Genomic DNA, 21,775 nt, shown 5'->3' on the forward strand with positions numbered 1-21,775 from the left:
TTGAAGACCAAGTCGCTGAATATAAATCAGCGATGGATAGCATCAGTCAGTTTGTAACAGATGAGTGCGAACAGGACAGTAATCATATCTGTGCAGCCTCTAAGTTCTACCAAGCCTATCGTGATTGGTGTTGTAGCGCTGGCCGAAAGCCACAATCACAAACAGCCTTCAAACGAGCATTGGAAAAGCTGAACGGCGTATATCAGCAGCGATCATCCAGTGGCCTTCAGTGGCATGGCATCCAACCCTGCCTAGCCTACTGATGTAGCCGATGTAGGCTGTGTAGCCCTTTCTGAAAACTATCTACTGGAATTTCTGTAGGGACTTTTCGGATTGGGCTACATTTACTACATTCTCTACATTGTTTTTTCTTCTACGAGGAAGAGGAATACTAATAGATTGCCCCAACCTCGTGGATGCACCGCCAGCCCCATCCCCCTGTATAATCAGAACTGTCAACTTGACGATTAACAAACCCCAATCTCAGGTCAGGCCTATATACGATACCCCCTAGGGCTGGGGTGGCACTCGCCCCCTACCGACTGATACCCCTGCGACGCTCTGTAAGGCCCTTATAAAACCATCAACTCCATCAGCCAACCTACTGACCAACAAGTGGATTGCCCTCGGCATGACTCACCGAGTGCCTCTGAGGCCTAGGATCAAAGGAAAGCCTATAAGCTAAGTTAACGTGCGGTAGCCCTAACTTTGGGCCGTAGACCAAATCGTAGACCAATATGGCCCTGTTGCAGGAACCCGAATGAGACAGTAGCCTTGTTTTATGAGGTTAATGCTTAGCCTTGGTGCCTGCTGGCAGAAAAGAAACCCTCCAGCAGCACCATTTCCCAGCCAGATGTTGTCGCCTATTACGCTTGGTCTGCGTTTGTCTTCGCGGTGAGCGCCAATTGTATCCGCGGGCGGCATGAGTCGAGTTTAACGGCTAGGCCATTAGATGGCTGTTGTGGCCTAAGCGCGCGTGTCCATCCAAATCGTAAATGGGCCGTCGTTCACCAAAGACACTTCCATCGCGGCACCGAATTGGCCGGTTTGGGCTGCAATGTTTTGGCTGCGGATGGCGTCAATGAACGCTTCATATTTTGCGCGGCCTTCATCGGGCGGGGCGGCGGCGGAAAAGCCGGGGCGGTTGCCGCTTTTGGTGTCGGCGGCCAAAGTGAATTGGCTGACAATCAACATTTCACCACCGGTTTGCAGCAATGACACGTTGGTTTTGCCATTTTCATCGTTGAACATGCGCAGCTTAGGAATTTTGCGTGCCAGTTGCGCCACGTCCTCGTCTGTGTCGCCTTGCATCGCGCAGATCAGCACCAACAACCCCGCGTCGCATTTGCCAATAACACTGCCCTCAACCACGACCTCAGCCCGTGTTACCCGTTGGATCAATGCCCTCATATCAGCCCCTCGCTTAGCGCATAAAAATAGCCCGACACACCTGCAAGCAGGGCACCGACCAAGAGTGCTAGCGTAATTTTCCACGCGGACCAAGGGCGCTCACCCTGTACGCGGCCGGTGCGTGCGTTAACCACAAAGCGGTATGTTTGTCCGCGGTATTTATAGGCAGCCAGCCACACAGGAAGCAGGATATGTTTGAACGTGACATCGCTGACTTGCGTATCAAGTGCGGTAATCTTTTGGGCATCGCCGCCAATGTCGAACTTCACGTCACGCTCAATCACACGGTCCATAATTTGACGCGCCTCATCAAATCCTTGCTCAAGGGGCACGGTATAGGCCTCGGCGCGAAAACCGGCCAAAAACGCGGGGCGGTAGGGTTCCAGAGAGGATAAATCCCACGGCTCTAGCGCGTCAGTGAAGCGTTTCGGCAATGATGTAGAAGCCAGCACAAGAACATCGTCAAACGCCCGTGCAACGCGGCCGCGCACAGCACTCCACCGAATTTTGCGCACTTGCCGTGTTTGACTTTTGCCGTTCACGCGTACTGTTTTAGTCGTTGAATAATACCGGCCCCGTTGGCCGCGATAGGTACTTTTGGTAGCGGCATCGAATGTCCAATAAGGCACGTAGATGCCCTCCATCTTGCGGCCCTTGCGAGCGTACGCTTGGAGCGAATTTGGCGCAAACCATAACTGCCCCAGCCAGTCGTTCATGGCTGCTTTTGCCTCGCGTTCGTCAAGGGCGAAGGGCAGCAGCCCTTTGGGCTTGATGCGTCTGTGCGTGCCTGTTCCCGTGACAACGGGTGTCGCGCAAAACGGGCACTCCGCGGCGTGGACAGCGCTTTCAAACGTTACCTGCGCACCGCAATTTGTGCAGGCCAGTACGTTTGTTTGTTCTGTTTCGCTGGCGTCAAGCTGGCCTTTCAGCGCGTCGGAAAAGTCCTGCTCGCGGATGGGACTGAAGTGATGGCCAGATCCCTCAAGAACGTCGGTACTTCCGCAATGATCGCACTCCAACTGCCCTTGCTGAGGGGCAAAGCGCATGTCCGCGCCGCAACTGTCGCATGGAAAGCGATGTTCAAGTTTTTCGTCCATTGCGTCTGTGGTCTACCGGTCTGGGGCAGGTGGTGGGGGCGGCAAAATCGTGAAAAGCTGGGCCAATTCGGTGACATCATCCGCTTTGAGCCAGCCGTCTTGGCCTTGGGTCCACACGTATGTTGCGCGATCGATCTCGCCTTTGCTTGCCATCTGTCCGATTGCGGCTTTTGAAAACGGCCCACGGGTCTCTCCGTTGATGGCGATGTGCCAAACATGTTCGATAGGCGGCGGAGGAGGGGCGACCGCCGCCGTAGAGCCACTCGGGCGTGGGCCCCATGGCCCTGGCTGTTGCGCCATCGCCATGCCGAGCCCCATTCCCAATCCGGCGCCCATGCCAGCTCCCATACCTGCGCCAGCACCGCCTTCGCTCTTCAGGCTCTCGGCCGCTGAGTACTGCATAAACCCGCCCAGATCACCGGCCATTCCCATTGAGGTCCGTTTATCTAGGGCGGTCTCCACAGCGGGGGGCAGACTGATGTTTTCGATATAAAGTTCGGGGATGGTCAGCCCGTAGTTTGCAATTGCGGGTGCAATCGCTTGGGCAACCAGCTTGCCCAGATCACGGGTGTTGGCCGCCATATCCAGTACAGAAATTCCAGCGTTTGCAATGACATGGCTGAACTCTTGCACGATGATGTTTCGGATTTGATAGCTGATCTCATCCATGGTGAACTCACCATCCGTGCCGACGATCTCGACCAAGAATTTTGCCGGATCACTGACCTTTACCGAATACGTGCCAAATGCGCGCAACCGCACCATGCCAAACTCCGGATCACGGCAGATGATCGGGTTTTTCGTGCCCCACTTTAGGTCATTGAAACGTGTTGTGTTGACGTAATAAATCTCTGATTTGAAGGGGGATTTAAATCCGTGATCCCAATGGTTCAGGGTGGTCAAAACAGGCATGTTGTTGGTTTCCAACATGTAAAGCCCAGGCGTGAAAACATCGGCCAATTGACCCTCATGAACAAAGACAGCCGCTTGGCCTTCGCGCACAGTTAGCTTTGCGCCGTATTTGATCTCGTGGGCTTCACGCTCAAAGCGCCAAACCATTGTGTCACGCGTATCATCAACCCAGTGAATAACATCGATGAACTCGCCGCTCAGAAAATCAAAAATACCCATGAAATAACCTCTCTGGGGGAGAAACAAATAAAGGCGGGACCGCTAGGTGCCACCCGTTAATTCAGCCGCAATGCGGCGCACAATTGGAAGCGCTTGTTGCGCGCTCATGCCTGTCTTTAGGCGGGGATCATAAAGCATGCGCAGCAAAAACTCGTCATGTGATGTCAGCAAAGCAAACTCTTCGTCGTCATTGAAAATAGATTGGCGTGCAGCCGCACTGTCATTGGCAAGGCCTAGCCCTTGGGCAACTTCTTCATGCACGCACGACCAGCGGAGTAGATCAGGGTGTTCTGCGCGAATGATGGCGACCGCTTTGGTATAGCCGCCGGTGCTTTGGGCCTCGGACAGGGCCAGCACCAAACATAGGGTCGTCTTAGGCAGGTTCTCAACTGTGCGGATCAACCCGTCAGAGGCACCAGGGATCATGTCAAGCAGGCGTGGCCCGATCTGGCGGCGGTCATCTTCATTGAGCACTAACACATGGTAATTTGCGTGGCGGTTCGTCAGATTGATCCGCTTGCGCGAGACCCGCTCAAGGCGCTTTGCATAGGCCTTGATGCGCGGCAGGTCGTCTTTGCGGATTTGCGCGCTGACTGTGTCGCCAAATTCGATCGACATCCGAATAGGCCCGTCCCACCGCCTCAAAGGGCTGGCTTTATTGTTAACGGCTTGAAGGCCACCATTGGTGTCGTATTCGTCAAAAAACGCAATGCGCACAAAGTTTTGCACCAAGTCTTCGGTGCTAAAGGGTGTATCTACACCGCCGCCGTCCTTGCGAAGAAGACCGCGCACCAACAGATAGTCCTGCAGTTTTTGGTAGTGGGCCTCAATTTTGTAGCTTTTGGCAGAGCGGATCACCTCGGGGCGTAGGGCATCGATACTGATTGTGTTGTCATAGAACGCATCATTTTGTCCGGGCGTGACACAGCCCGTTGCTGCTAAAAGGCCAAAAGTGGCCGCGAATTTACGCGCATTTTGGCGTAAAAGACGGCCCAAAGAATAGGGCGCTGCGCGATATGAACAGCGCCCTATCATTTACTTAGGAACAGACATGCCCGCGGCGTCACCAAGCCCTGTGCGTTTGGCTGTAGCTGCGGCAAGGGTCGCCTTTAATTCGGCTTCCATGGTTTGCAATTCGGTCTCGGTCTCGGTCTCGGCCTCGGCGCGTTTGCGTTTGCCTTCATCGGCAATTTCGAGGCTTTCCTGAATGGTGCCGATCAAATCCGCGTTTGCCTTTTTGACCGCTTCAATGTCGAAGACACCGCGTTCCATTTCCTGGCGGATCACCTTGTTGGCGCTGCGCAAGTTTTCAGCGTTTGACGTCAGCAGCTCGTTCGTCAGATCATTGGCATCGCGCACCGCACCCGCCGCCTCGGCCGAGCGCTGGATGGTCACCGCTTGGGCCAGTTGTGTCTCCTAAAGAGGCACGGTGTTCACCAGCGTAGAGTTGATTTTCGTGACCAGTGATTTGTCATTTTCCTGCACCAAGCGGATCGAGGGCAGCGATTGCATTGTGACTTGTCGCGTCAGTTTAAGGTTTTGCACGCGGCGTTCCAGATCATCGCGGGCGCTGCGCATGTCGCGCAACTCTTGGGCCTTCATCACACCGTCTTCTTCAGAGGAAGCGCTCACTTCGGCCTCTTTGGCGGGGATGGTTTTTGTGTCTAGTTCCGCCAGTTTCTCTTCGCCAGCCGCGATATAAAGCGCCAGCTCATCGTAGAAGTTCAGCGTTTTTTCATAAAGCACATCAAGGCTTTCGATGTCCTTCAACAGTACGTGTTCATGGGCCAAAAGATCATCGGTAATTTTGTCTATCTGTCCTTGCACATCTTCAAAACGGGCCACAAATTTTGCCATCGGTGCGGCGCGACCTAACAGCCGCTCCCACCATGATTGTTTGCGGCGCACATCAAGCTCGCTAACCGAAAAGCCGCGAATGGTGCTCACGATGCCGCGCAGGCTGTCACCGGCGGGGCCTACGTCTTTGTTGCGCACGCCTGCCAACATGGACTGGCTGATTTGTTGTAATTCGGTTTGCGCGTTTGATCCAAAGCTGATGATCGATTGTGTGTCGCTCATGTCCAATTCGGCCATACGCTTTTTGATCTGCTCGCTTGCGGGCGCGTCTGCATCTTGTAACGTCACCAACGCGTTCGAGGGTTCTGCCAAGACAGCCTTTGTGACCTTCTCCACATCCTGAAGCGCCGCCTCAGCCTTTTGCTTGTTTGCTTGAATACTCGTCATACTTTCACTCCCCACTTGCGCTTAAGCCTTCACGTCGCAGACGATCCCGCAACACTTTGATTTCAATGTCCATGTCTGTTCGGTCATCGAGCAACATTTTTTCGGTCTGTGCTGCAAAATTCAACTCCAGATCATCCAACAGCGCCTCGTAATCTGCGCGGACATCCGCATTGCCATTTCGCGCATAAAGATCCGCAAATTTTGCGGTGGTATCCCGCGCCCCCTGCAAATAGACCCCCAAAAATTTGCGCTCGCCAGTCAGATCGCGCGGATCGTCTTCAATTGTGCGAAACATCGTGCGCGCGGTTGCTCCAAATTGCTCTACCCGTTCGGTGAGGCGCCGGTCGCCGGCGCGCAGCACTTCGCGTTTCATATTTTGCAAGTGCGCCTCGGCCTGATCAACGGCCTTCGTGACGCGGTCTTGTTGAAAACTGTCGACCCCTTCAAGACCCTTGTCGCGCAGGGGATCAGGACCAAACACAAACAAATGCAGCACGACCCCCGCCATCATAAATACGGCTACATTCATCAACGATGCAGCGCCCGAGAAGCCAGCAAGCCCAAGCCCCAACGCCAAGGCGACGCTTGCTAAAATCTTGCGTGGTATGGCGGGTTTTCGGGCGGTTTTGCGTGCGTCATAGGCCTCATGGGCGATGACGCCTTCGCGGGTTAGCCAAGCCGCTAGAATGAGCAGCCCAAACGCGAGTAAGTTCTGTGCAAGCTCGCTTGGGGTGCCTTGGAATGCGCGGATCGCCAAAGGGATCGCCACGAAAAACATCAGGTTTACGCGACCACCCGCTTTGGTGCGTTTTTTGCCCGCAAAACTTTCGGCGCGGGCAGGGGAACGAGGGGCTTGGTCACCGCTTTGGCGCGGCGAATGTGTGCTTGAGTACCGTTTTGCCATCACGCGCCCCCCGATGCCGCAACATAGGCAATCAGCGCGATCAACAAAAAGAACGCAATTTTTCTAAGGCCCGTTTCTTCCATCGGCTTACCTTTTCACTCTCTTACCAGATTACATATGTACGGTTTGCAAAACTACCAATGGCGCGCGATTGTGGGCCGCTTAGTGCCCACTAGGCCGCGCACCTGTGCGCCGCTCGGCGTTTAGTTTGCGGGTATAGCCCGATTGGATGATTTCTACCGCAAATAGCACCACGACGCTGAAATAGAACGTGGTTTTGGACATTGGGATGACTTCATATCCGAACACCATCAAGGCAAGGCTGTCGTCATGCATAGCGTGGGCCGCGGCTTGGCCGCTTTCGCCCAACAAGACAACGCCGACGATCAACAAGATGAAAAGGCCAAGAACCTCGTACATGCGGTTCTTTTCCAAAAACGCAGTCACCGCGTCTGCAAGGGCCAGCATGGCGATGCCCGATAGAATAATCGCGGTGGCAAGCACCCAGAACACGTCTGTGATGGCCAATGCCGATAGCACGGAATCGAAACTAAAGATCAGGTTCATCAACACAATCAGCATCACGACTTTCATTGCAGATTTGCCCGACTTGCCCTCAACGTCGTGATCAAGGTGCTCAACAGTCAGCAGGTGACTGATTTCTTTGACGGCTGTGTACATGATGAAAATACCGCCCAACAAGAAGACGCAGGTGGCAAAGTTTACGCCCCCCGTTAGCACACCGTCCCAGTTCATAATGAAGAACGGTTCTGCCAGCGCGTCGATCAGCCGGATCATCACAAATAAAAGGACAACGCGCAGCGCCACAGCGATGATGATTCCCCAAAATCGCACGGCTTTCTGGCTGGCAACGGGGGCGCGTTGGCTCTCGATTGAGATGTAGAGCAAGTTGTCAAAGCCCAGTACCGCTTGCAAAAAGCACAGCATCAACAAGTTACCGAGGTTTTCGATCGTTAAAATATCAGCCATAAAACGCGGCTCCTTACACCATAAACACTTGGTCTATGGGTAAAGCAGCTTGGCGGAGAAAGGAACAGGGCTGTTCAGTTTGGCTTAACGCCCGTGTTTACCGGCGGCCTTTTGGCTTGCCGCCACCTTGGGGTCCTTTGGCAGGTCCGCGCCCCGGTCCTTTAGAGGACCCTTTGGGTCCATTCGGATTTTCCATCCGGCCTACACGTGTTGCACTGCCTGCGCGTTTTCCAGGTGCTACGCGGCCGGATCGGTCAAAATCACGTTGCACACTGCGCGTTACGGTGCGCTTTGGCTTGCCGCTTGTGTCATCTGTATCGCCGCGCGGCTTGAATGCTGGCTTACCTTTGCCTTTGAACGCTGGCTTCTTGCCTGCCTTTTTGGCGAAGCCTGTGTCGTCGTCAGCCCCGATCCCGAGTTGGTCGCGCAGGACGCGGCCTTTGACTTCTTCTACTTCGCTGGCTTTGAGGTTGTTAAGGCGGAACGGACCGTAGCTGATGCGGATCAGGCGGTTCACCACCACGCCCATCGCTTCCATCGTGCGGCGAATTTCGCGGTTTTTGCCCTCGCGGATACCCACGGTTAGCCACGCATTGGCCCCTTGCTGGCGATCAAATTGCACGTCCATGCCGAGGTATTTCACCCCGTCAACGGTAATCCCTGCGCGCAACTCATCCAACTTGCTCTCCGACAGGCTACCTTTGATCCGCACGCGGTAACGGCGCAGCCAGCCGGTGCTTGGCAGTTCCAAACGGCGCTTGATGTCCCCGTCATTGGTCAGCAGCAAAAGCCCCTCGGATGTAAGATCAAGCCGGCCCACAGACATCACGCGGGGCATGTCTTCGGGCAAATCGTCAAAGACAGTGGTGCGGCCTTTTTCGTCACGGTCCGTTGTCACCAAGCCGCTTGGCTTGTGGTACAGCCACAGACGGGCTTTTTCAGCGGGACCAACGGGGGCGTTATCCACCATCAACCGCGCGCCGGGGCCGACATTCAACGCGGGGCTGTCGATAATTTTACCGTTCACACTTACGCGACCGGCTTCAATCATACGCTCCACCTCGCGCCTGCTGGCAACACCGGCGCGGGCAAGAACCTTGGCGATGCGCTCGCCTTTGACTGGCTCACCGCTGGCGTCAGGGCGCGGCGCACCAATGGCCTCAGCAGCAGAAGAGGGTGTTTTCGCGGCGGTTTTGTCGGCGGGCGTTTTGGGTGTGTTGCTCATACGCGCGCTCGTAGCACGCAAGCCTGCCCACGGCTAGCGTATAACCTTTGCTGCGTTGATCTGTTTATGGGCAGCACGTGAAACGGCGGGCGGGGATGGCGGCCACTTCATAAAGAGCTTTCACGCAGGCACAGGCGAGCGTAAACTGCGTCTATGCGGTTTCAAACTCATATGGATGTGGCCTTAGCCCAAGCAACCGCCGCGGCAGAGCGCGGTGAGGTTCCCGTGGGTGCGGTGATTGTCTGGCAAGGGGATGTGATCGCTGCTGCGGGCAATGAGACGCGTGCGCGATCAGACCCCACCGCACATGCGGAAATATTAGTGATCCGTGACGCGTGTAAAATGTTGGGTGTTGAGCGGCTCACGGGATGTGATCTCTACGTCACTCTTGAGCCGTGTCCGATGTGTGCGGCGGCTATTTCCAACGCACGGATTGCGCGGCTTTACTATGGCGCGGCTGATCCGAAATCAGGTGGTGTTGCCCAAGGCGCGCGCGTGTTTAGCCACCCACAATGTCATCACGCCCCTGAAGTCTATGACGGCATCAACGCCTCTGCGGCCCAAGACATGTTAACTCGTTTCTTTTCTGGTTTGCGCGGCTGAATTAACGACCTGTTGCGTTGCGCGTGTGGGGCGAAGATCAGCTCAAGCCGATCAATGTGCGAAAACAAACCGGTAATTGACGTTTTTGAGGTCTATTGCACCTTGCGGGCGCGGCACGTGCTTGGCAATTCCGGCGCGCCCCGCTAAACCGCCCTAAATAGGTTTCGGAGCACCCCAAATGTCGATTGATATAGATACCGCCCGCAAAGTGGCCAAGCTGGCCCGGATCAAAGTGGAAGACGACGCGCTGCCCGCGCTCGCCACGGAATTCAGCAATATCTTGGGCTTTATCGAACAGCTCAACGAGGTCGATGTTGAAGGCGTTGAGCCAATGACATCCGTGACACCGCAGCGCCTTTATCGCCGCGAAGATGTGGTCGCTGATGGTAACCAACCCAAGTCAGTTTTGAAAAATGCCCCCGATGCACGCGAAGGCTTTTTCGCCGTGCCCAAAGTGGTGGAGTAAACCCGATGTCTGATCTGTCTAAACTTACTATCGCCGCTGCCCGTGACGCCATGCGCAAAGGTGAGCTGACGTCCGTTGAACTGACTGATGCGTGCCTGTCTGAAATCGAAGGTGCTTCGGCGCTGAATGCATTTGTTCACAACACGCCCGAGATCGCCCGTGAGCAAGCCAAAGCCGCAGATGCGCGTCGCGGTGCAGATGCGCCCGATATGAACGGCGTCCCTGTGGGCATCAAAGATTTGTTCTGCACCAAGGGCGTGCCGTCACAGGCCGCTTCGGGCATTCTTGAAGGCTTCCGCCCCGAGTACGAAAGCACGGTGTCTGGCAAGTTGTTCGACGCTGGCGCGGTCATGCTTGGTAAGTTGAACATGGACGAATTCGCCATGGGGTCATCAAACGAGACCTCTGTTTACGGTGACGCAATCAACCCGTGGAAAAACGATGACCGTGCGCTGACGCCGGGTGGTTCTTCTGGTGGGTCGGCAGCTGCGGTTGCTGCTGATTTGTGCCTTGGGGCAACAGGCACGGATACTGGTGGATCAATTCGTCAGCCGGCGGCCTTTACTGGCATCACCGGTATCAAGCCTACGTACGGGCGGTGCTCGCGGTGGGGTGTTGTGGCGTTTGCGTCATCGCTCGATCAAGCGGGTCCTATGACAAAAGACGTGCGCGACGCGGCTATTATGCTTGAGGCCATGTGCGGCTTTGACGCCAAGGACAGCACATCAGCCAACCTTGCTGTGCCAAACTTTGAAGCGGCGCTGACTGGTGATATTCGCGGCAAAAAGATTGGTATTCCCAAAGAATACCGCATGGAGGGTATGCCCGCCGAGATTGAACAGCTTTGGGCCGATGGCCAAGCAATGCTCAAAGACGCAGGTGCCGAGGTTGTTGATATTTCACTGCCCCACACCAAATACGCGCTGCCTGCGTATTACGTGATTGCACCTGCCGAGGCGTCTTCAAACCTTGCGCGCTATGATGGCGTTCGGTTCGGCCATCGCGCCACGCTTGATGCGGGTGATGGCATTACTGAGATGTATGAAAAGACCCGTGCCGAAGGGTTTGGCGCCGAAGTTCAGCGCCGCGTCATGGTGGGTACGTATGTGCTGTCTGCAGGTTTTTATGATGCGTATTTCAACCGCGCCCGCAAAGTGCGCACGTTGATCAAGCAAGACTTCGAGAACGTCTTTAATGCGGGTGTGGATGCCATTTTGACCCCTGCGACCCCATCTGCGGCTTTTGGCCTTGGTGAGGCGAAGTCAGCGGATCCAGTGCAAATGTATCTTAATGACGTTTTCACCGTCACAGTTAACTTGGCTGGTCTGCCAGGCATCGCTGTTCCTGCGGGGACAGATGGGTCAGGGCTGCCGCTTGGTTTACAGCTGATTGGCCGTCCGTGGGAAGAGGGCGATTTGTTGAATTCCGCCTACGCGTTGGAACGCGCCGCAGGATTTGTAGCAAAACCAACCAAATGGTGGTAATCCCTTGGCCGTGCGGTAAAAATCGCGCGGCCTTTGACGTTTTGTCGCCCGAGGCCGCCACGTGATCCACGCACGCAATTGAATTGAGTGTAAGGACGTATTTGCGGTGAAAAACTTTGTGATCTTGGGGCTTGGTGTGGCTCTTTTGGCGGCGTGCCAGCCTGCAGTGCCCAACAGCGCACGCGGCGTTGGGTTTGATGATTTCAAATTGCGCAGCCAGCAACGCGATGCAGAGTTGCGCGGCACAGGGTCCGTCGGCTTGCCAGTTGAAAACGAACCCGCAGTGACCACCGCTTCGCTTAACCCGCAGGTAAACGGCATCACAGTTCCCGCAGGAACGGGCCCAGTGAACGGGGCCGCGCAAGGGGTCAGTGGCGCACAAACCTCAGGTCTGACTGACGCCCAAGAGATTGCAGCGGCCACAACGGCTGCGTTGAATAATTCGGGCCAAGCACCCCTTGAGGCATCCCCGAGCAACCCCGCCCCCGAAGCTGTTGCTGTAACCGGTATCAGCCGTGAGAACGACTTTGACGCGGTTTCGCAATTACGCGATATTGAAGCGGACGCGGCACGGCGCACGGCAAACCAAGGCCGCTTTGAGCAGGTCGCCCCAACTGCGTTGCCCACGCGGGACGGCGCGTCGGGGCCGAACATTGTGCAGTATGCGCTGCAGACCACCAATGCGCGGGGCGAGAGCCTTTACACCCGTCGCGGCATTGCCCTTGCGGCTAAAAATGCCCGCAATTGTGCCCAGTATTTATCAGATGATCTGGCCCAGCAGGAATTTTTGGAGTTAGGCGGCCCGCGTCGTGATCGCAAAGCACTTGACCCTGACGGTGATGGATTTGCCTGTGATTGGGATCCAAGCCCCTACCGCCGCGCCCGTGCTCAGGCACAGTCGGGCAATTAAATAGGGTCCGCGCACAGCATGCTTGCGGATAGTATTTGGCACCCAAGTCCTAATTTCGGCCCCCGCCGGGATGGGCTGACGCCCCAGCTTGTGGTGCTGCATTACACGGCGATGACCGATTTGGACGAGGTGCTTGAACGGCTCTGTACCCCCGAGCATGAGGTCAGCTGTCACTATCTGATTGATGAGGATGGTCGGCTCTTTACGCTTGTGGATGGCGCTATGCGCGCGTGGCACGCAGGGGCGGGCAGTTGGGCTGGGGTGAGTGATATCAACTCGCGCTCAATTGGAATTGAGTTGCTAAACAGTGGGCGGGTACGTTTCAGTGACGCGCAAATGCACCGTCTTGAAGTGGTGCTGGCCTGTGTGATGGATCGTTGGCGCATCGCACCTCACGGCGTTATTGGTCACTCGGACATGGCCCCTGCGCGCAAGCAAGACCCGGGCCGGTTTTTTGATTGGCAACGTTTGGCCCAAAAAGGGCTTTCTGTTTGGTCTGATGCATCGATTGGGCGCGACACAGCTGATTTTGCGCAGACTGCTGCACAGTTTGGCTATCCTGTGAACGAGGCGGGTGTGGATGCGGTCTTTGAAGCATTCCGCCATAGGTTTCGCCCGTGGCACGTTGGCCCGCTTGATGCGACGGACTGCGCGATGATGGACGATCTTGCGACACGGTTCAGCGCGCGCAGCTTGTCGTTGACCTGAGACAGGCGCGGGGGTAAGCGCGAGCCTATGTGTGGAGGGTCGGATGACCGCGCTGTTGCGTCCTTTCGGGGGCGCGCATCGAGGAAAGTCCGGACTCCGTGATGGAATGGTGCCAGGTAACGCCTGGGCAGAGCAATCTGACGGATAGCGCCACAGAAAACAGACCGCCTTGCATGCAAGGTAAGGGTGAAACGGTGGTTTAAGAGACCACCGCGTCGCTGGTAACAGGGACGGCATGGCAAGCCCCACCAGGAGCAATGCCAAATAGGAACCGCGTGCCTGATTTCGGTCGGGCGGGGCGCCATCGGCCCCAGCAGGTTCGGGTTGGCAGCTTGACGGGCTTGGTGACAGGTCCGCTAGAGGAATGGTCATCCAGAGGTGGTAACGCCTTGGACAAAATCCGGCTTATAGACCCTCCACACATTTTAAGTCTGCATGAGCTTCGGTGTTCCGAAAACAAATTGTAAACTAAACGGTACACATTCATGTGTGGTTAAAAGTTTACAGTGTAGATTCAAACAATGAGGCGGCAGGTTCGCTGTGTCTAAGTATATTCATACTTTGTTTATGATTGGGGTCTGCCGCTATGGCAGCGTTAAATGTAATTCGAACAATTGATAGTTATGCGTGCGATTTGAGCGGAGCGCGAGCTCAGGCGCGCATGGATTTAATGATGGACGAAACCAACCTGTCCGTCGAAATTCTTGAAACGGATGGCAGGATCATCCGCGAAAATAACATGAGCCAAAGCCACTTCGGTGTAGGTGAGCGCAAGGGGCTGCATTGGGAGATGCTTTGGCCTGCTTCAGTGCGAGAGGCGATAGCAGCAGCGATTTGTAGCAGTGCAGATGGGCTTACAGTGCGCGTTGAGCACAAGCGCGTAGACAGCAGCGGCGTCAGCAGATTATGGGCGGCGGTGCTTGCGCCGATCACGTATGGACCTGATGATATCACGGCAATTATGGTGGTATCCCATCCGCAATCCGCCAATCAGCCAGTTTAGCGCAGGTATTTTTCAAGCGGCGGATGATTTGCCCGATTTGGACGCAGAATCAGGTTGACTTGGGGCCTGTTGCGGATAGAAGGCGGGTTCAAGTTTCCGGAGCGGCCCCCGAGGTGTGGCGCGGCCCCCTTTTAGGAGAGATCAAATGGCGAAGCCAACCACGATTAAAATCCGCCTGAATTCAACAGCAGGCACTGGCCACTTCTACGTGACCAAAAAGAACGCCCGCACGATGACTGAGAAAATGGTTGTGAACAAATACGACCCCGTCATCCGAAAGCACGTTGAGTACAAAGAAGGCAAAATCAAGTAAGCTTCGCGCTACTGATTTTCCGACTACTCAATCTAATTCAAGAAGCCGCGCAGATCTGCGCGGCTTTTTTCGTTCGCTGGTTTGTGTTTAGGCGTCTCAACAGTGTGTAGATCAGTTTGGGTGGATGCAATGGTATCACGTACCAGATCACCTTAAAGAGACCTACTGCGTCTCTCTTCCTTCTCTCAGAGCACTTCCTTAGCTGCAGGTTAAACCCGCATCGCAGAAAGAAAAAAGCCCCCCGTGCGATGTGCGCGGAGGGCTTTACGTTCGTCAAAATAGCGTTTGATTATTCACGATTGCCGAGCAGTTGCAGCAGGAACATGAACATGTTGATGAAGTCGAGGTAGAGGTTCAACGCACCCATGATTGCTGACTTTCCGAGCCACTCTGTATCGCCGTGGTGAGCGTGTGCGAGGTACTCTGTCTTGATCTTTTGGGTGTCGTAGGCTGTGAGGCCCGCGAAGATCAGAACACCCAGAACAGATACGACGAACATAATCGCTGGTGATTGCAGCCAGATGTTGACGACCATTGCCACCAAGATGCCGATCACGCCCATGATCAAGAAGCTACCCCAGCCTGAGATGTCTTTCTTTGTGGTATAGCCGTAAAGCGACAGACCCGCGAAAGCGATCGATGTTACCAAGAACACTTGTGCGATGCTCATGCCTGTGAAGGCCACGAAGATCCACGCCATTGACAGCCCCATCACCGCCGCAAAGGCGTAAAAGAACAGCTGTGCAGCAGCTGCCGAGAAGCGGTTAATCATGGCGCTGAAGCCGAAAACCATCGCCAGCGGCGCGAACATGATGATCCAGCCGAGGATGTTTGGTTGCAGTGTTGCGGGATCACGGAACACAGACAGCAAGGCAGGGGATGTACCCACGGCCCAAGCCACTGCGAATGTGATCAGCATGCCCACGGACATTGTGCCGTAGACTTTGTTCATATGTGCGCGCAGACCCTCGTCGATTTCTGCGGTGCGGATGCCCACGCCTGCGCGGGCAGTGTCGAATTGTGCCATTTCCATTGGCCCTTTCGCTTAAGTTTCCCTGACGCCGCGTCGGGAAGGGTTAAAACCCCCGCCGCGATTGCTTGTCATATTGTCATACTCGCGCCCGTTTTCAAGGGATATCGGTCTAATATACTGGTCTGTAGTATGGAATATCCAGTTCAAAATTACCTTTAATCACGGTGTTTTGAAATTGCCTTGTAAGGACTGCATTAAGCCGTGCCGCTAGAGCGTAATAACGATCTTTCCTGTGGATTTGCGTGCACGCAACAGCTCAAAGCCGTCTGCTGCTTGCTCAATTGGTAGAACGTGGCTGACGTGGGGCGCAAGATTTCCGGCAGCGTGCCAACGCATCAGATCACCCAGGCTTTCATACAGCGCGCCCGGATTTATGGGTAGGTATCCACCCCAATAAAAACCGATCAGATCAATGTTCTTCACCAAGAGGTGATTTGCGGCAACGGGGGGCACAGTGCCACCAGCAAAGCCGATCACAACGATACGCCCGCCTCGGTTGCACGCTTTGAAAGCTGACGTGAAAATATCACCGCCGATGGTTTCATAGATAACGTCCGCGCCGCCAAGCGCTTTGACGCGGGCGGTTAGGTCGTCAGTGTCTGTGTCGATCACATGATGTGCGCCTGCCGCTTTGCAGATTTCGAGCTTTTGTGCCCCGCGCGCGGCTGCAATCACTGTTGCGCCAAGCTTGGCCCCCAATTCAACTGCGGTCAGTCCAACACCACCGGCGGCGCCAGTCACCAGCAAGGTTTCGCCCTTGGCAAGGCGCGCGCGCTTGGTGAGCGCTAGGTGGCTGGTCCCATAGGCCACCTGAAAAGCGGCCGCGGTTATGTCGTCCATGGTGTCATCCAGCGGGGCGCAACGGTCTGCTGCCAGTGCGCAGTAATCTGCAAGCCCGCCGTGGCCGCCAAATCCAATGACTCGTTGACCCACGCGAAGATGGTGCACACCATTACCTACTTCTGCCACCGTGCCCGAGATTTCCATACCTAATGTAGCAGGCAAGGGCGGGCGTTCTTGGTAGCGGCCCGTCATCATCAGTAAGTCACCAAAGTTCAGCCCGCATGCGGCAACTTTCACGACCACTTCACCAGCGGCTGCAGTGGGTCGGGGCACGTCACGCAAAGTGGGAGGCGTTTCCAGGTCATGAATTTGAAAAGCGCGCATATCGGGCCTCATTGGTTAAGCATTCAGGCGAATCGTTAGGGACAAAAGGGTGCTTTTGTAAAATTTCCCATACAATTTTGTATGCTGTTTAATTGCAGACCAATGGATACAGTGAAGTGACGTAGGGGCAAGGTGTCAAATATGTACCATAAATGCAGGATTTTGAATATTTTCTTGTTTCGAAAGATATTCACGCACATATTCAATAATTGAGGCTAGTTATCTATAACGTTATCAATGTATTGCATCACATTGAAATTTTTTGACTACAGCAGCGTGAATTTTTTGTGATTTGTCGCATGGGTTGCTTGTGGTAATTGCTATGCAATCAGAGGTGGAATGAATTTATGACGCATCACGTCGACGAACATGTTGGGAAACGGATCCGTCACCGGCGATGGCTGGTGGGGATGACCCAACAGCAATTGGCGGAAGCTGTCGGGATCAAGTTCCAGCAGATCCAAAAGTACGAGACCGGTGCAAATCGGGTTTCTGCGTCTCGACTTTGGGACATTGCCGGTGCTCTTGATTGCCCCGTTAGCTTTTTCTTTGATGGCGCAGACACGCCCACCACTGAGGTTGATGACATGTTCGCCGAAAAAGAGGCGATGGAATTGGTGCGCACATATTACGCCATTCCAGAAAACCAGCGCCGCAAGCTGTTTGATCTTGCGCGTGTCCTCAGCGATGTTGCGTAGCGCAGCTTACCGTTCCTCATTTTCGGGATCACTTGAATAGGGCAGTGGGTCTGCTGTAGGTCTTTAGGGCGCCGTAGGGTGCCCTTTTTGCTTTGATGGAGCGCCGCACATGGACCGCCGCACGATTGATCCAGACCTGCAACGCGCTTTGATCGAAGCCGCACATGCCGCAGCAGATGCTGCGCGTGATGTGATCCTGCCGTATTTCCGCGCGCCGCTGGTCGTGGACAACAAGCGCCCAGCTGATTTTGACCCTGTGACCGAAGCAGACCGCGCCGCCGAGCGTGCGATGCGGGACGTTTTTGCAAATCTGCGGCCCGATGATGGGATTTTGGGTGAGGAATACGGCGCGACCTCTGGCACATCGGGGCTGACGTGGGTGCTTGATCCGATTGATGGCACACGCGGGTTCATTAGTGGCACGCCGACTTGGGGCGTGTTGATTGCTCTGCAAGATGAGCACGGTGTTTTGCTTGGCGTGATTGATCAGCCGTATATTGGCGAGCGTTTCGTGGGCGGGTTTGGCACCGCACGGATGAGCGGCCCGCACGGTGAGATGCCGCTGCGTACATCGACCCAGACGACAGCACTTGGCGATGCGATTTTGCTCAGCACTTTCCCCGAAGTGGGCAGTCCCGTTGAACGCGCAGGTTTTGAGGCCGTCTCGAAGCTGTGCAAACTAACGCGGTTTGGCATGGATTGTTACGGATATGCTTTGGTTGCGACGGGTCAGGTTGATTTAGTAATCGAAGCGGGGTTGAATGCTTATGATATCGCGGGTCCGATCGGGGTGATCGAGGCCGCGGGTGGTGTTGTGACCAGCTGGGATGGGGGTGTGGCCCATCACGGCGGGCGGGTCGTCGCCGCGGCAAATGCGCAGGTACACGCTGAAGCGTTGAAGATTTTGGAGCCGTTTAACGATAGCGTTTAGTAAGGGGTGAAAGATGTTACGAGTATGGATCGGGGCGTGTATTTTGGCCCTAAGCGGATGCGCTGTTGGCGGTAATTTACGGCCCATCGTAATTGAGGGTGAGCAATACGCAGAGCTGTCCGCGGTACAGGGTGATTTTCTGCTCACGGTTAATCAAAACAGGTTGCGCAACAGTGTGCCCGCGGTTGTGCGTGATACGCGTTTGGACCGCGCAGCACTGGCCCATGCCTCTGATATGAGCACTGTTGGTTTTTTCTCGCATCGCGGCTCAAGCGGTTCTAACGTGCTGCAGCGGGTGAAAATGACCGGTTACGATGCCTGTTTTGCTGCAGAAAACATTGCCAACACGTGGCCCAGTGAGGCAGCTGTGCTGGCCGCATGGCTGGGCTCTGCGGGGCACCGCGCCAATATTTTGAACCCCAAAGCCCGCGCTTTTGGTTTGGCGCAAGACGGCGATACCTGGGTAATGGTTTTGGCCGCCCCCTGCCGCTAGGTTCGGGCGATTGCGCGGTTGATTGATTGGCCCGCGCGTTTCATACAAGAGACGCAGCGACGAGGGCGATGGGGGCAACAATGGCCGAGCACGACAGCACAGCATCCATGAGTGACGCCGGTGATTTCGCCCTTGATGGACGGTTTGCCTCGGCGGTGCGCGAGGCTGTTGAGGCGCAAGACGGGGATGCAATCTCGGTCCTGATGGAGCCGCTCCACCCCGCCGATATTGCCGACTACCTCGAGCAAATTGATGACAGCGCGCGGTCGCGTTTGCTATCGGTTTGGAAGGGCGGCGTAGACGGGGATGTTCTGTCCGAGCTGGAAGAAAGTCTGCGCGAAGGGGTCATTGACGGGCTTGAGCCGCAAGAGCTTGCCTCGGCGGTGCGCGATCTTGAAACTGACGACGTTGTTGACCTGCTTGAGGACATGGGCGCCGAGCAACAGGGCGCGGTGCTTGAGGCGCTTGATGATGCGGACCGCGTCGCTGTTGAGCAATCACTTTCATACCCCGAGGAATCCGCTGGCCGTTTGATGCAGCGTGAGGTCGTTATGGCCCCGCAGCATTGGAAAGTCGGCCAAGCCATTGACTTTCTACGAAATGAAGATGATCTGCCAGATGATTTTTATCACGTCGTTCTGACGGACCCGCGCATGAAGCCTGTGGGCTATGTGACACTCGGCAAGCTTTTGGGCTCACGCCGCGACACAGATCTGAGCGAGATCGTTGAGGACAGTTTTCGCACGTTCCGCGTGGATCAGGACGAAGGCGATGTGGCCTATGCGTTCAACCAATATCACCTCATTTCGGCCCCCGTTGTGGATGCTGACGAGCGCCTTGTGGGCATCATCACGATAGATGACGCCATGGCCGTGCTGGATGAAGAGCACGAAGAAGACATCCTGCGGCTTGCAGGTGTGGGCGAGGGATCGCTGTCGGACAAAGTGATCGAGACCACCAAGCGCCGCTTCCCGTGGTTAGCTGTCAATTTGGTCACCGCGATCTTGGCCTCGCTCGTGATCGCGCAGTTTGAAGATGTGATCGCGCAATTTGTGGCCCTTGCGGTTTTGATGCCGATTGTTGCCTCCATGGGCGGGAATGCGGGCACGCAGTCATTGACCGTGGCTGTGCGCGCGATTGCGACCAAAGATTTGACGGGCAGCAACGTGTGGCGCGTTATCCGCCGCGAGGTTTTGGTGGGCTTGGTGAACGGTTTGATCTTTGCAGTTGTGATGGGCGTGGTCGGTGTGCTGTGGTTCGGCTCGCCCGTGTTGGGGGCTGTCATCGGTGTGGCCATGGTGGTCAATTTGGTTATTGCGGGGCTCGCAGGCACGGTCATTCCTGTGGCGCTTGAAAAGCTGGGCGTTGATCCTGCGCTTGCCTCTGGTGCTTTTGTGACCACCGTTACGGATGTTGTAGGCTTTTTCGCGTTTCTTGGCTTGGCCGCGATGGTGCTGTTGTGAGCAGCGCTGAAAACGAACTTGCTTTGTTGAAAAAGGCCGCCCGCGCCACTGCTTTTGCTGCCCGCCGCATTGCCCATGAGGCCAGCACAGACGCGGCTGCGGGTGTGCTAAGTGAGGTTCTTGCAGGATACCGTGGTTCTTGCGTCGCTGGATACTGGCCCATCAACACCGAGATTGATCCGCGCCCTGCAATGTCCGAGGCCGCTGCACACGGTAAAGTGTGCTTGCCCGTTATCGAGGCTGCGGGAAAACCGCTGACGTTTCGTGAGTGGGTACCAGATGCGCGCATGATCGAAGGCCCGTTTAAGGCGATGGTGCCCGAAAAGGGCGATACGTTGATCCCCGAAGTTGTGATTGTGCCGCTTGTCGCATTTGATGCCGCTGGCGGGCGTTTGGGCTACGGTGGCGGTTTTTATGACCGCACTCTTGAGTTGCTGCGCGCCGCGCGTCCTACGTTGGCGATTGGCTTTGCCTATAGCGCACAACAGCAAACCGCCTTGCCGCTTGAGCCAACAGATCAGCCGCTCAACATGATTGTGACCGAACAGGGCGTGATTACGCCATAGGCGTTTGTTGGATTATTTGAGCGCGCATCTTGCTCACACCGGCGACTAGGCCTAGGCAGGGACCTTATGAAGATACTCTTTTTAGGTGACGTCGTTGGCCGCTCTGGCCGCAGTGCTGTGGTCGAACATCTGCCCAAGATGCGGGCGCAATGGGGCCTCGATTTTGTTGTGGTGAACGGTGAAAACGCGACCAATGGCGCAGGTCTGAACGAAGCCCATGCCAAGTTGTTGTTTGAGGTAGGGGCTGATTGTGTGACGCTTGGCGATCATGCTTTTGATCAGCGCGACATGCTGCAATACGCCGAAAAAGAGACACGCATCATTCGCCCTTTGAACTTTGCCAAGCAAGCACCGGGCCGCGGGGTGCGCATTTTCGAAACCGCCAGCCGCAAACGCATTTTGGTTACTCAGGTTTTGGGACAAGTCTTCATGAAGCGTGCGTTTGATGATCCGTTTTCGGCCATCGATGCGGTTTTGTCGCGCCATCCGCTGGGCGGTCAGGTGCAGGCCATTTTGGTCGATGTGCATTGCGAGGCAACATCCGAGAAGATGGCCATGGGGCATTTTTGTGACGGGCGCGCCAGCGTCGTTGTGGGGACACACACCCATGTGCCAACCGGTGATGCGCAGATTTTGCCAAGCGGTACAGCCTTTCAGGCGGATGCGGGCATGTGCGGCGATTACAATTCAGTGATTGGCATGGACAAAAAAGAACCGTTGCGCCGTTTTGTGACGGGCATGGGTAAGGGGCGTTTTGAACCGGCGGCTGAGGCGGGCACGTGCGCGGGCCTATATGTTGAGACTGATGATGCCACGGGCAAGGCGCTGCGCGTCGAGATGGTGCGCATCGGGGGGCGGCTTCAGCAATCTGGGCCAAGCCCGCTGACTTAGATCGTTTTCACCTCGCAAAAATAAGCCCCAAGCATGCGCAAGCAT

23 protein-coding genes, 1 other RNA gene and 1 pseudogene are annotated in these 21,775 nt (G+C 55.5%); 15 read left to right on the forward strand and 10 right to left on the reverse strand.

What is annotated here, in order from left to right:
• A partial coding sequence (locus tag NIG5292_RS00005; protein WP_048597298.1) for a primase-like DNA-binding domain-containing protein occupies positions 1 to 263 on the forward strand: 263 nt, incomplete at its 5' end.
• A gap of 703 nt (positions 264 to 966) precedes the next feature.
• Here NIG5292_RS00005 and dtd read toward each other — a convergent pair.
• The 8 genes and pseudogenes from dtd to NIG5292_RS00045 all read right to left on the reverse strand — a co-directional run bounded on the left by dtd (position 967) and on the right by NIG5292_RS00045 (position 9,001).
• A complete protein-coding gene (gene dtd / locus NIG5292_RS00010) occupies positions 967 to 1,410 on the reverse strand; it encodes a D-aminoacyl-tRNA deacylase (RefSeq protein WP_048597299.1) in 444 nt (147 codons plus the stop codon).
• Positions 1,407 to 2,507 carry a TFIIB-type zinc ribbon-containing protein gene (locus tag NIG5292_RS00015; RefSeq protein WP_048597300.1) on the reverse strand — a complete coding sequence of 367 codons (1,101 nt, stop codon included), beginning with the start codon at positions 2,505 to 2,507 and terminating at the stop codon, positions 1,407 to 1,409. Before NIG5292_RS00015 ends, dtd begins: the two co-directional genes overlap by 4 nt.
• A 12-nt stretch (positions 2,508 to 2,519) precedes the next feature.
• Positions 2,520 to 3,638 carry an SPFH domain-containing protein gene (locus tag NIG5292_RS00020; protein ID WP_048597301.1) on the reverse strand — a complete coding sequence of 373 codons (1,119 nt, stop codon included), beginning with the start codon at positions 3,636 to 3,638 and terminating at the stop codon, positions 2,520 to 2,522.
• A gap of 42 nt (positions 3,639 to 3,680) precedes the next feature.
• Entirely contained in the window at positions 3,681 to 4,634 is a 954-nt protein-coding gene (locus NIG5292_RS00025) for a DUF2927 domain-containing protein (RefSeq protein WP_048597334.1), read from the reverse strand.
• Between the two features lie 39 nt (positions 4,635 to 4,673).
• Positions 4,674 to 5,882 (reverse strand): annotated as a pseudogene (locus NIG5292_RS00030) (toxic anion resistance protein).
• A gap of 4 nt (positions 5,883 to 5,886) precedes the next feature.
• Positions 5,887 to 6,786, reverse strand: coding sequence for a 5-bromo-4-chloroindolyl phosphate hydrolysis family protein (locus NIG5292_RS00035; protein ID WP_048597302.1), 900 nt, complete (start codon positions 6,784 to 6,786; stop codon positions 5,887 to 5,889).
• Positions 6,787 to 6,948: 162 nt separating this feature from the next.
• On the reverse strand, positions 6,949 to 7,776 hold the full coding sequence (locus NIG5292_RS00040; RefSeq protein WP_048597303.1) for a TerC family protein: 828 nt from the start codon (positions 7,774 to 7,776) through the stop codon (positions 6,949 to 6,951).
• A 97-nt stretch (positions 7,777 to 7,873) separates the two neighbouring features.
• Positions 7,874 to 9,001: a pseudouridine synthase gene (locus tag NIG5292_RS00045; protein WP_143082018.1), complete on the reverse strand. Its 1,128-nt coding sequence runs from the start codon at positions 8,999 to 9,001 to the stop codon at positions 7,874 to 7,876.
• Positions 9,002 to 9,154: 153 nt separating this feature from the next.
• Between NIG5292_RS00045 and NIG5292_RS00050 the strand changes: the two genes are divergently transcribed.
• The 8 genes from NIG5292_RS00050 (at position 9,155) to rpmG (ending at position 14,488) form a co-directional block, all read left to right on the forward strand.
• Positions 9,155 to 9,604, forward strand: a complete 450-nt coding sequence (locus tag NIG5292_RS00050; protein WP_048597304.1) for a nucleoside deaminase — start codon at positions 9,155 to 9,157, stop codon at positions 9,602 to 9,604.
• Positions 9,605 to 9,782: 178 nt separating this feature from the next.
• Positions 9,783 to 10,070, forward strand: coding sequence for an Asp-tRNA(Asn)/Glu-tRNA(Gln) amidotransferase subunit GatC (gatC, locus tag NIG5292_RS00055; protein ID WP_048597305.1), 288 nt, complete (start codon positions 9,783 to 9,785; stop codon positions 10,068 to 10,070).
• A gap of 5 nt (positions 10,071 to 10,075) precedes the next feature.
• Positions 10,076 to 11,554 carry an Asp-tRNA(Asn)/Glu-tRNA(Gln) amidotransferase subunit GatA gene (gene gatA, locus NIG5292_RS00060; protein ID WP_048597306.1) on the forward strand — a complete coding sequence of 493 codons (1,479 nt, stop codon included), beginning with the start codon at positions 10,076 to 10,078 and terminating at the stop codon, positions 11,552 to 11,554.
• A 106-nt stretch (positions 11,555 to 11,660) separates the two neighbouring features.
• Entirely contained in the window at positions 11,661 to 12,464 is an 804-nt protein-coding gene (locus NIG5292_RS00065) for a hypothetical protein (protein ID WP_048597307.1), read from the forward strand.
• An 18-nt stretch (positions 12,465 to 12,482) separates the two neighbouring features.
• Positions 12,483 to 13,172, forward strand: a complete 690-nt coding sequence (locus tag NIG5292_RS00070; RefSeq protein ID WP_048597308.1) for an N-acetylmuramoyl-L-alanine amidase — start codon at positions 12,483 to 12,485, stop codon at positions 13,170 to 13,172.
• Positions 13,173 to 13,203: 31 nt separating this feature from the next.
• Positions 13,204 to 13,596: RNase P RNA component class A (gene rnpB / locus NIG5292_RS14430), an RNA gene on the forward strand.
• Positions 13,597 to 13,845: 249 nt separating this feature from the next.
• Positions 13,846 to 14,175, forward strand: coding sequence for a hypothetical protein (locus NIG5292_RS00075; protein ID WP_143082019.1), 330 nt, complete (start codon positions 13,846 to 13,848; stop codon positions 14,173 to 14,175).
• A gap of 145 nt (positions 14,176 to 14,320) precedes the next feature.
• The gene (gene rpmG, locus NIG5292_RS00080; protein ID WP_048597310.1) at positions 14,321 to 14,488 is read left to right on the forward strand and encodes a 50S ribosomal protein L33; all 168 of its coding nucleotides are present in this window, start codon (positions 14,321 to 14,323) and stop codon (positions 14,486 to 14,488) included.
• A gap of 289 nt (positions 14,489 to 14,777) precedes the next feature.
• On the opposite strand, the gene NIG5292_RS00085 is transcribed toward rpmG, so the two are convergent.
• Together NIG5292_RS00085 and NIG5292_RS00090 are read right to left on the reverse strand one after the other, a co-directional pair.
• Positions 14,778 to 15,515 carry a Bax inhibitor-1/YccA family protein gene (locus tag NIG5292_RS00085; RefSeq protein WP_048597336.1) on the reverse strand — a complete coding sequence of 246 codons (738 nt, stop codon included), beginning with the start codon at positions 15,513 to 15,515 and terminating at the stop codon, positions 14,778 to 14,780.
• A 213-nt stretch (positions 15,516 to 15,728) separates the two neighbouring features.
• Positions 15,729 to 16,688 carry an NADPH:quinone oxidoreductase family protein gene (locus NIG5292_RS00090; protein WP_048597311.1) on the reverse strand — a complete coding sequence of 320 codons (960 nt, stop codon included), beginning with the start codon at positions 16,686 to 16,688 and terminating at the stop codon, positions 15,729 to 15,731.
• Positions 16,689 to 17,035: 347 nt separating this feature from the next.
• Between NIG5292_RS00090 and NIG5292_RS00095 the strand changes: the two genes are divergently transcribed.
• The 6 genes from NIG5292_RS00095 to NIG5292_RS00120 all read left to right on the forward strand — a co-directional run bounded on the left by NIG5292_RS00095 (position 17,036) and on the right by NIG5292_RS00120 (position 21,730).
• Entirely contained in the window at positions 17,036 to 17,386 is a 351-nt protein-coding gene (locus NIG5292_RS00095; RefSeq protein WP_048597312.1) for a helix-turn-helix domain-containing protein, read from the forward strand.
• A 109-nt stretch (positions 17,387 to 17,495) separates the two neighbouring features.
• The gene (gene hisN, locus NIG5292_RS00100; RefSeq protein ID WP_048597313.1) at positions 17,496 to 18,317 is read left to right on the forward strand and encodes a histidinol-phosphatase; all 822 of its coding nucleotides are present in this window, start codon (positions 17,496 to 17,498) and stop codon (positions 18,315 to 18,317) included.
• Between the two features lie 13 nt (positions 18,318 to 18,330).
• Positions 18,331 to 18,810, forward strand: coding sequence for a CAP domain-containing protein (locus NIG5292_RS00105; protein ID WP_082136574.1), 480 nt, complete (start codon positions 18,331 to 18,333; stop codon positions 18,808 to 18,810).
• Positions 18,811 to 18,917: 107 nt separating this feature from the next.
• Positions 18,918 to 20,273, forward strand: a complete 1,356-nt coding sequence (gene mgtE / locus NIG5292_RS00110) for a magnesium transporter (protein ID WP_233488126.1) — start codon at positions 18,918 to 18,920, stop codon at positions 20,271 to 20,273.
• Entirely contained in the window at positions 20,270 to 20,839 is a 570-nt protein-coding gene (locus tag NIG5292_RS00115) for a 5-formyltetrahydrofolate cyclo-ligase (RefSeq protein ID WP_048597315.1), read from the forward strand. Before mgtE ends, NIG5292_RS00115 begins: the two co-directional genes overlap by 4 nt.
• 66 nt (positions 20,840 to 20,905) lie before the next feature.
• Positions 20,906 to 21,730: a TIGR00282 family metallophosphoesterase gene (locus tag NIG5292_RS00120; RefSeq protein ID WP_048597316.1), complete on the forward strand. Its 825-nt coding sequence runs from the start codon at positions 20,906 to 20,908 to the stop codon at positions 21,728 to 21,730.
• Positions 21,731 to 21,775: the final 45 nt, after the last annotated feature.

Origin of the sequence: Nereida ignava (assembly GCF_001049735.1) — a bacterium.
Classification (GTDB): Bacteria; Pseudomonadota; Alphaproteobacteria; order Rhodobacterales; family Rhodobacteraceae; genus Nereida; species Nereida ignava.